The 8,955-nt window shown below is 62.4% G+C and carries 10 protein-coding genes and 2 pseudogenes; 3 read left to right on the forward strand and 9 right to left on the reverse strand.

Features of this window, described 5'->3' with window-relative positions; translation table 11 throughout:
• The 7 genes and pseudogenes from VOI29_RS19460 to VOI29_RS19490 all read right to left on the reverse strand — a co-directional run.
• Positions 1–265 (reverse strand): hypothetical protein (locus VOI29_RS19460; protein WP_323782538.1); only part of this gene is annotated, 265 nt, incomplete at its 3' end.
• A 303-nt stretch (positions 266–568) separates the two neighbouring features.
• Positions 569–1,100, reverse strand: a pseudogene (locus VOI29_RS19465) (IS5/IS1182 family transposase); the annotation flags it as partial.
• Between the two features lie 190 nt (positions 1,101–1,290).
• Positions 1,291–1,755 (reverse strand): preQ(1) synthase, encoded by a 465-nt coding sequence (gene queF, locus VOI29_RS19470; RefSeq protein ID WP_323782541.1) that lies wholly within the window; start codon positions 1,753–1,755, stop codon positions 1,291–1,293.
• A gap of 17 nt (positions 1,756–1,772) precedes the next feature.
• Positions 1,773–2,480: a 7-carboxy-7-deazaguanine synthase QueE gene (gene queE, locus VOI29_RS19475; protein ID WP_323782544.1), complete on the reverse strand. Its 708-nt coding sequence runs from the start codon at positions 2,478–2,480 to the stop codon at positions 1,773–1,775.
• On the reverse strand, positions 2,477–2,830 hold the full coding sequence (gene queD / locus VOI29_RS19480; protein WP_323782547.1) for a 6-carboxytetrahydropterin synthase QueD: 354 nt from the start codon (positions 2,828–2,830) through the stop codon (positions 2,477–2,479). The genes queE and queD overlap by 4 nt, the downstream gene beginning before the upstream one ends.
• Positions 2,830–3,531, reverse strand: a complete 702-nt coding sequence (gene queC / locus VOI29_RS19485) for a 7-cyano-7-deazaguanine synthase QueC (RefSeq protein WP_323782550.1) — start codon at positions 3,529–3,531, stop codon at positions 2,830–2,832. Before queC ends, queD begins: the two co-directional genes overlap by 1 nt.
• 235 nt (positions 3,532–3,766) lie before the next feature.
• Positions 3,767–4,657, reverse strand: a complete 891-nt coding sequence (locus VOI29_RS19490; RefSeq protein ID WP_323782553.1) for a LysR family transcriptional regulator — start codon at positions 4,655–4,657, stop codon at positions 3,767–3,769.
• 113 nt (positions 4,658–4,770) lie between these two features.
• Here VOI29_RS19490 and VOI29_RS19495 point away from each other — a divergent pair, with 113 nt between their 5' ends.
• Positions 4,771–5,529, forward strand: a complete 759-nt coding sequence (locus tag VOI29_RS19495) for a class II aldolase and adducin N-terminal domain-containing protein (protein ID WP_323782556.1) — start codon at positions 4,771–4,773, stop codon at positions 5,527–5,529.
• Between the two features lie 217 nt (positions 5,530–5,746).
• Positions 5,747–6,063: pseudogene (locus VOI29_RS19500) on the forward strand (sterol desaturase family protein); the annotation flags it as partial.
• A gap of 169 nt (positions 6,064–6,232) precedes the next feature.
• Here the strand turns inward: VOI29_RS19500 and VOI29_RS19505 are convergent.
• A complete protein-coding gene (locus tag VOI29_RS19505) occupies positions 6,233–7,033 on the reverse strand; it encodes an alpha/beta fold hydrolase (protein ID WP_416361567.1) in 801 nt (266 codons plus the stop codon).
• A gap of 61 nt (positions 7,034–7,094) precedes the next feature.
• Between VOI29_RS19505 and VOI29_RS19510 the strand changes: the two genes are divergently transcribed.
• Positions 7,095–7,460 carry a hypothetical protein gene (locus VOI29_RS19510; RefSeq protein WP_323782559.1) on the forward strand — a complete coding sequence of 122 codons (366 nt, stop codon included), beginning with the start codon at positions 7,095–7,097 and terminating at the stop codon, positions 7,458–7,460.
• A 225-nt stretch (positions 7,461–7,685) separates the two neighbouring features.
• On the opposite strand, the gene glyA is transcribed toward VOI29_RS19510, so the two are convergent.
• Positions 7,686–8,955: serine hydroxymethyltransferase (gene glyA, locus VOI29_RS19515; protein ID WP_323782561.1), on the reverse strand; the 1,270-nt coding region annotated here is incomplete at its 5' end.

Consider the following 8,955-nt stretch of genomic DNA (forward strand, 5'->3'; position numbering starts at 1 on the left):
CGATCCGGCCGTCTGCCAGCCATTTTGCGTTGATCGTCAGGGTGACACTGTCACGCTTGAAGATGGGGCTCCGAGTTCCCATGCTGGAATGCCGGAAGACATCAAGGTCGAAGGTGACGTCTGTGCCGGACAGGGCATAGGTTCCATCGTAAGACACGATGCTGTCGCCCCCGCGCGCGGTGCCATTAGAAACAACGAGTACTCCGTATCCGTGCTGGGAGGGGGTTATGAAATCTGCCTTATACAGCCCTTCAAATGTGTCCATGACTTGCTCCTGAAACAATGCGGAGCGGTTAGGCACGAACCGAGGGGCTGTTTCAAGAGGGTTTGGTTAGCTCCGGCTGTTAAAAGGGGCGCCAGTGGCATTTACGCTGGTTCCAAGGCAGGGGGTTGACCGGGGATGGGCGCGCCTGCATGCCCCCGCCAGATCCTCCCCGGTTGGATCTGGGCGCGTGGCGGTTGAGGGGCCGCGCGCCCCTTTTTTCACCGGGGGATCCATGTTTGAATTCTCCGGTTAGCACCCCTGGCGCAGGTTGCGCACGCGGACATGACGCGGCGCTGCTGCGCGAGCCCGCGCGCCGATGTCGTCGCTGACTTGCCCGGCGGTGACGAACAGGTTGAGAGGGCGCCCGCGGCTATCGCAGAAGGCGTGCAGCTTGGTATTCATGCCGCCTTTGGTTCGCCCGATCAGGCGTCCACGCCCCCGTTTGTCGGGGAATTGTTCCTCCTCACTTCAAGCCCGAACTGCTCGCAGTAGGGGATGCTTTCAGGTAGGTTGCGTCGATCATGACAGTCTTTTCTTTTGCATGTCTGACGGCCGAGCCTGCGATCATCCGGGCAAAGATGCCCTTGCCGCTCCACCGTTTCCAACGGTTTAAAGGCGTTCACCGGGCTTGCACCGTCCCACTGGGGCGACGGTCCTGCCTGACTGTGCGGGCCATAGGCAGCGGGTGCGTCGCGTCAAGGTAAGACATTGCGGTTGAAGAAGATAACCCGCTCGGCACAGGGCGATCATCGACACGAGGCTTACCATCAGGCTTGGGAAAGAAAGGCTCCAAACGCACAATCTGTGCGTCGCTCAGCCAGAAAGGATCAGACATGTTCTGCGCACTATTTATGAGCCGTGATTCACGCAGGCCTACGGAAATCAATGGGTCCTGGCCCACATTTCAAATTGAACTCGTTTCTTCCTGCAGCCGGGTGGCCAGGATCGGGTATGGCTTGTTCTGAACCAAAAACCCGGCAACAGTGCCGCCGGGTCAAGGTATGCTGCAGATGCTTAGGCTTGTGTCAGCCGCGGCCGCGGTAGGGCGGCACGCCTTGGTCAGGGATCCAGACGCCCTCGGGCATCGGTCCGGTTTGCCAGAACACGTCAATTGGAATGCCGCCGCGCGGGTACCAGTAGCCGCCGATGCGCAGCCATTGCGGCTCCAGGAAGTCCGCCAGGCGGCGGGCGATGGAGACCGTGCAATCCTCGTGAAAGGCGCCGTGGTTGCGAAAGGAGGTCAGGAACAGCTTCAGCGATTTGCTCTCCACCAGCCATTTGCCGGGCACATAGTCGATCACCAGATGGGCGAAATCCGGCTGCCCGGTCATCGGGCAGAGCGAGGTGAATTCCGGCGCGGTGAAGCGCACGTTATAGGCGACGTCGGCCTGCGGATTCTGGACGCGCTCCAGTTCAGCCTCTTCCGGGCTGGCCGGCAGGATGGTGTCGCCGCCCAGCTGTTTCAGGTTGCTGTAGATGCTGTCGGACATGTCAGGGTTCCTTGTCTTCAGACGCCGCGCTTGTTGCCCCAGACCAGCACATGCAGCTGGGGCAGGACGCGGGGGGTGAACCAGCCGTCGCCGGTTACTTTTTCTATCAGCCACAACAGCCGGTCGGTGGCTTGGCTCAGATCGACCGGCAGGGTCGGGTCGACCTCCGGGTTGCCGGGCTGCAGATACAGGGGCAGTTCGGGATGGCGTTCAGCGGCGGACTTGGCCCAAGCGTAGTCCTTGTCGTCAAATATCACGATCTTCATCACCGCCTGGCCGCAGCCCCTGGCGGCTTCAAGACATTGGCCGAAGGCTTTCCAATCCACCGTTTCACCGCTTGAGGGCGGCTTGGGGCTCAGCACCAGCGTGTCGAGATCCGCAAACCAGGCCTTGCTGACAGATCCTTGGGTCTCGCAGGCAAAGCGGTAGCCTTCGGTCTTGCCATAGGCAATGACCGGGGCGAAATCCTGGATCGCCGGGTTGCCGCCGGAAATCGACACTGTCAGCGGCCTGCCGCCAGACAGGCGGCGCACCTCTGCCATGACCTGCTCCGGCGCCATCACGGCCCAGTCATGGCGGAAGGCGCTGTCGACCGCATGCAGGCTGTCGCACCAGGAGCAGCGGTAATCACAACCGCCTGCGCGCACAAATACCGTGGGCTCCCCGATCAGCGCACCTTCGCCCTGGATCGTGGGGCCGAAGATTTCAGCAATGCGCAGGGTCATGGCCGGTACTCCGCCCAGGTTTTCGGAGTTTCCGAAATTTTCACCGCGGTGACTTCCGGCCAGCGCGCATGGCACCAGTCATAGAAATGCTTGGCCATGTTTTCCGCCGTCGAATGCCTCTCCAGCACATCGTTCAGATGCTGGTGGTCGAAGGTGCCGTCGATATACTCCTTCAGCGGCTTCAGCTCGTGATAGTCGCGCACGAAACCGTCTGCGTTCAGCTCCTTGGCCGCCAGTTCCACCACCACAACATAGTTGTGCCCATGCAGGCGGGCGCATTGGTGATCGGACGGCAGATGCGTCAGTTGATGCGACGCGGAGAAGTGGAACTCCTTGGTGATCCGGAACATCAGCCGCCGTCCTTCCCGGCAATCGCCTGCTGCCAGAAATCGGGGTCTGCATATTCTGTCGGATCCTCGACGCCCGCCAGATGGAACGCCTCGCGCCGTTCCACGCAGGTGCCGCAGCGGCCGCAATGCGTGTCGCCGCCCTTGTAACAGGACCAGGTGTCGGCAAAGGGGGTGTTGTGCTTCGCCCCCGCTGTCACGATGTCGCCCTTGGTTTGGTGTACAAACGGGGTATATAGACGCACATCGGCGTAGCCGTCGAGCGCTGCCCGCTGCATGGCATCAAACGCCTCGGTGAAGGCCGGGCGGCAGTCCGGATAAATGAAGTGGTCGCCGCCATGCACCGCCGTTGCCACCGCCTCATCACCGTTCGCGGCAGCAATGCCATAGGCGATGGTCAGCATGATGGCATTGCGGTTCGGCACCACGGTGACCTTCATGGTCTCTTCTGCGTAGTGGCCGTCCGGCACGTCGATGTCATCGGTCAGGGCCGAACCCGAAAGCGCGGCGCCGATGGTGCGCATGTCAATGATGTCATGCGGCACGCCCAGCCGTCTGGCGGCGGCTGCGGCATAGTCGAGCTCCTTGCGGTGGCGCTGGCCATAGTCGAAGGAGACAAGACGGGTCAGCTGCTGTTCGGCAGCGACCATATGGGCAAGCGAAACGGAATCCAGCCCGCCCGAGCAGATAACGATAGTCTTCATTTTTGAACCCTTGTTTTGGTGACCGGGTAGGCTGCGACCGGTGCGGCGGATATAGCGGCGCAGGCGGTCACACGCAAGGGGCGGACGGATTGCACACTTTTCTAAGGTGATGTCGGACAATGTTGAAAGTGCCTTCTTGGGCCGTGGCGCACAGGGGCACGGCCCGCGCCTGACCTTCCCCCGGGAAGGCGCTTTTGCGCCTCCCCAAGGTCAGGCGCGAACCTCATGTTTTCCGCTACGCCGGCGGCAGTTCCCCCGCCAGCCACTCCAGAAATGCACGCGACGCCGGCGTGCTGGCATGACTGGGTGGCGGCATCAGGAAATAGTTCTCCAAAAGCTCCCCCGAATGGCCGCTGGGCTTGACCAGCTGGCCGCTCTCCAGCAGCCCGCCCGCCAGCGTATCGTGCGACATCGCTATCCCGGCGCCATTCACCGCCGCGGTCATGGCAATCACGTAAGTGGAGGCCAGATTGATCTCATGATTGCGCTCAAACGGCAGCTCTTGCGATTTGAACCATGCCCCCCAAGAGCCTGTCACACCGCCGCAATCCAACAGGGTTGAGGTCTTAAAGTCCACTTGGCCGCCCTGATAGCTCGGCGCGCAGACCGGGTAGAACCTGTCGCGGGTCAGCCGGATCGCGGCGGCGGACATGTCCGCAGGGCGGCCAAAGCGGATTTCGGTGCCGGCATTGACTGCGTGCCGATCGGGGTCCCAGATCGGCGTCACGATGTTCAGCACCAGCCAGGGGAACTCTTTATACAGCCGGGGCAGGCGCGGCGACAGCCAGAACACCGAAAACGCCATGTTGCACTGCAGCACCAGATGCCGCCCCTGATCGCCGCCGGTAAAGGCCTGTGTTCCGGCCGCAATCAGGTCGAAGGCCTCGCGCACGATCGGCATGTAGTTGGCGCCTGCCTCGCTCAACTCCAGCGCACGGGTTTTGCGGATGAACAGTTCGCGGCCCAGGAAGTTCTCCAGGCTCCGCACATGCTGGCTGATCGCTGATTGTGTCAGGTTCAGCTCGCCCGCGGCGCGGGTGAAGGACAGGTGCCGGGCGCTGGCTTCAAAGGCGCGCAGCCAGGTGAGCGGAGGCAGGGACGATGAGGGCGATCCGGATGATGGCATGGATGCATGACCTATGCATTAGTTCACCTAATGCATTACCTCTGAATCAATCGTTTGTCAGCAGTTCTTGTGGCTGGCACCAATACCGCAGCAACGTTTCCGGAGGTGCCAGAATGAACAAGCAAACAGACCTAAGCCCGAACCTCACCCATTGGCAGGAGCGCGTCGACATGGCGGCCGCCTTCCGCTGGACCGAACGGCTGAACATGCATGAGGCGGTGGCCAACCACTTCAGCCTGGCGGTGAATGAGGACGGCAGCCAGTTCCTGATGAACCCGAACCAGGTGCATTTTGCCCGGGTGAAGGCCTCGGATCTTCTGCTGCTGGACGCGGGCGACCCCAAGACGATGGAACGCCCCGACGCGCCGGACCCGACCGCCTGGGGGCTGCACGGTTCCATCCATCGGCTGTGCCCGCATGCCCGCTGCGTGATGCATGTGCACTCTATCCATGCCACTGTGCTCGCTTGCCTGGCCGACAGCACCTTGCCGCCGATCGATCAGAACACCGCGACCTTCTATAACCGCTATGTGATCGACAACGATTTTGGCGGGCTGGCGTTCGCCGACGAGGGCGCGCGCTGCGCCTCGATGCTGACCGACCCAAAGGTCAAGGTGATGATCATGGGCAACCACGGAGTGCTGATCATCGGCGATAGTGTCGCGGACACTTTCAACCGGCTCTACTACTTTGAACGCGCAGCGGAGACCTATATCCGTGCCCTGCAAACCGGCCGGGAACTGCGGGTGCTGAGCGACGAGATTGCTGAGAAAACTGCAAAAGAGCTGGAGGATTACCCGGATCAGGCAGAACGCCACCTGGCCCAGTTGAAGGCGATCCTCGACGGCGAAGGAGCGGACTACGCCAGCTGACCGCAAGCAGGAGTTGTAACCATGACTGCAAGCCATCCGGATCCGGAAAACCAGCGCTGGAACTACCGCCCCGAGGGACCGGTGCCGCTCAACCCGCTGTTTCAATGGCCACCCAGGCCGGGCGGCGCAGTTCTGGGTGATGGCGAACGGCTGGGTGCCGGTTGCCAGCTTTGCCGAAGCACCGGTGGGGTGCGTGGTCTGGGTGCTGCTGATCCCGATGTGGTCCGGCCTGCATTTTTACTGGGTGCACTGGCTCGAGCATCATCCGAAACTCTATCGTCATGTTCATACGGTGCATCACCGCAACGTCAACACCGGCTCGTGGTCAGGGATTTCCAATAACTGGTTCGAAACCTGCTGTATTTCACCGCCTATTTCATCCACTTGGTGCTGCCCTCGCACCCGCTGCATCTGGTGTTCCACGCGATGTTCCAGCAGGTGAGTCCGGTGTTGTCACATTCCGGCTTCGAGAGGGTCATCGTCAAGGAGACCGGGACCGCGCGGGCAGGTGATTTCTTTCACCAGCTGCATCACCGGTACTTCGAGTGCAACTATGGCACGTCGGAGACCCCCTTTGACAGATGGGTCGGCACCTACCACGGATGGCTCCGCCGCCGCGACGCAACGCACCCGGAACTTGAAGAAGCAGATGTACACCCGGTAGCCCCGCCCGGCGGGCCGGGTCATGGTGCCGCCCGGGTCGTCACGCGTTCAGGAACACCCGTGCCGCGGCCTCGAATTCCCGCGGCTTCTCGGCGTGCAGCCAATGGCCTGCACCGGGCAGTTTCGCAAAACGGGCGGCAGGGAAGCGTGCGCGGATCCTATCGCGGTGTTCGGGCAGCACATAGTCCGAGTTGGCGCCCGACAAGAACAGCGCCGGTCCTTGCCACGCGGCATCAGTCTCAGGAAAAGACATGATGTTCGGCATCTGATCCGCCAGCGTGTCCAGGTTCAGCTTCCAGCGCTTGTTCGGGATATCCAGCGACTGGGTGAAAAAACTCTGCAGCGCAGGTTCTACTCCGGCCTCGGCCAGTTGCGCGGCGGCCTCCGGGCGGCGCTCAACCGTATCCAGGTCCACCGTGCGCATCGCGTGGATGTATTGGATCTGGGTATGGCCGTAGGCAACCGGTGCAATGTCGGCAACCACCAGGCGGCGCACCGCCTCGGGATGGTTCAGTGCCAGCGTCATCGCCGCTTTGCCGCCCATTGAATGGCCGATCACATCCATCTGCCCGCCGTGGGCTGCAATCACCTCTGCCAGATCTTTGGCCAGCTCAGGATAGGTGTGGCTGTCCGTCCGCGGGCTGTCGCCGTGATTGCGCATGTCGACGGCAACAACCTGCCGTTCATCCGACAGGCGTTTCGCGATGACGCCCCAGTTCCGGGCTGAGCCATAAAGGCCATGGGCAATCAGCAGCGGGGGTTTTCCAGTGGCAGTGCCATGTGTGATTGTGTTCAGCATAAGGTCTAGATAGCCGCGCAGGCAAGGGCTTGTCACCCCCATTGAGACAGGCATCAGCGCAGGCTAGGGTGGCCGCGAACGGCAGCTGAGGGAGAGTGCCAGAATGGCCGCCAGTCTGGATCAGGATATCGAGGACATCCGTACGCTGCTGAAGGAGCGCGAACAGGCCTCCGGCGATCTTGCCGCCGCATTGAAACGGGCGCGCCGCCGTCTGCCGCGCCGGATCTACAAGCAGGGCATGAAACTTGCCGATGCTCTGCCGATGCTGGAACATCCCAAGTTGCGGCCGACGGTGGACGAGAAACCGCTTCGGGGCGCTGCGCGCGAAGTGAAGGCGCATCTGCAGAAAGTCGACCTGGCAGACCGGCGCAAAGGCTTCTGGCTGGGAGTGCTGGGCAGTATGGCGTTTTCCGTGATGGTGGTGCTGATCCTGCTGATCGTGGTCCTGCGCTGGCGCGGCCTGGTCTGATTTCCCGCTAAGCGCCAACGCTACCGGCAGTATTTTGAACGTGGTTCAAAACTCACTGCGGCCTCATGGCAGGCAAGGCAGAAGCGCGCCACCCGGCGCGAGCGGGGTATCGAGCGCGGTTTATGCGGCCACACCTGCGCGCGGTGCGGGCGCCTCCTGACGCAAAGCAAAACCGCCGCGGCCTTGCGGCGCGCGGCGGTTCGTTTTCTTCACTCCTGCAAGGGCTTACAGGTTCGGGTACAGCGGGAACCTGGCGCAGAGATCCGCAACCTTGGCGCGCACCGCGGCCTCCACATCCGCATTGCCGTCTTCACCGTTGGCGGCCAGCCCGTCGATCACCTCGATGATCAGATCGGCGATCTGGCGGAACTCTGCCTCGCCGAAGCCGCGGGTGGTGCCTGCCGGGGTGCCCAGACGCAGGCCGGAAGTCACGGTGGGCTTTTCCGGGTCGAACGGGATGCCGTTCTTGTTGGTGGTGATATGGGCCCGTCCCAGCGCCTTGTCGGCGATATTGCCGGTGACGCCTTTGGGGCGCAGGTCGACCAGCATGACATGGGTGTCGGTGCCGCCGGTGACAATGTCCAGCCCGCCCTGGATCAGCTGGTCCGCCAGTGCCGCCGCGTTGGCGCGGACCTGCTTCTGGTAGGCCTTGAACTCCGGCTTCAGCGCCTCGCCGAAGGCCGCCGCCTTGCCGGCGATCACATGCATCAGCGGGCCGCCCTGGATGCCGGGGAAGATCGCCGAGTTCACCTTCTTGGCTATGCCCTCGTCATTGGTCACGATCATGCCGCCGCGCGGGCCGCGCAGGGTCTTGTGGGTGGTGGTGGTGGCCACATGCGCGTGCGGGAACGGCGAGGGGTGCTCACCGGCAGCGATCAGACCCGCGATATGGGCCATGTCGACCATGAAATAGGCGCCGACGCTGTCGGCGATTTCGCGGAATTTGGCAAAGTCGATCTGGCGCGGGATGGCGGAGCCGCCGGCGATGATCAATTTGGGCTGGTGCTCGGTTGCGAGAGCCTGGATCTGATCGTAGTCGATCAGGTTGTCGCTTTCGCGCACACCATAGTGAACCGCGTTGAACCACTTGCCCGACTGGTTCGGGCGGGCGCCATGGGTCAGGTGGCCGCCGGAGGCCAGATCCATGCCCAGAATGGTGTCGCCGGGCTGGATCAGCGCCTGGAACACACCCTGGTTCGCCTGGCTGCCGGAGTTCGGCTGCACATTGGCATATTCGCAGCCGAACAGCTGCTTGGCGCGGTCGATGGCCAGGTTTTCGGCGACGTCGACATACTGGCAGCCGCCATAGTAGCGGCGGCCCGGGTAGCCTTCGGCGTATTTGTTGGTGAGGACGGAGCCTTGCGCTTCCATCACCGCGGCCGAGACGATGTTCTCGGAGGCAATCAGCTCGATCTCGTCGCGCTGGCGGCCCAGCTCGGCTGTGATCGAGGCATAAAGTTCAGGATCGCGCTCCGACAGCGCTTGGGTGAAAAAG

Source organism: Leisingera sp., from assembly GCF_034669605.1.
GTDB lineage: Bacteria > Pseudomonadota > Alphaproteobacteria > Rhodobacterales > Rhodobacteraceae > Leisingera.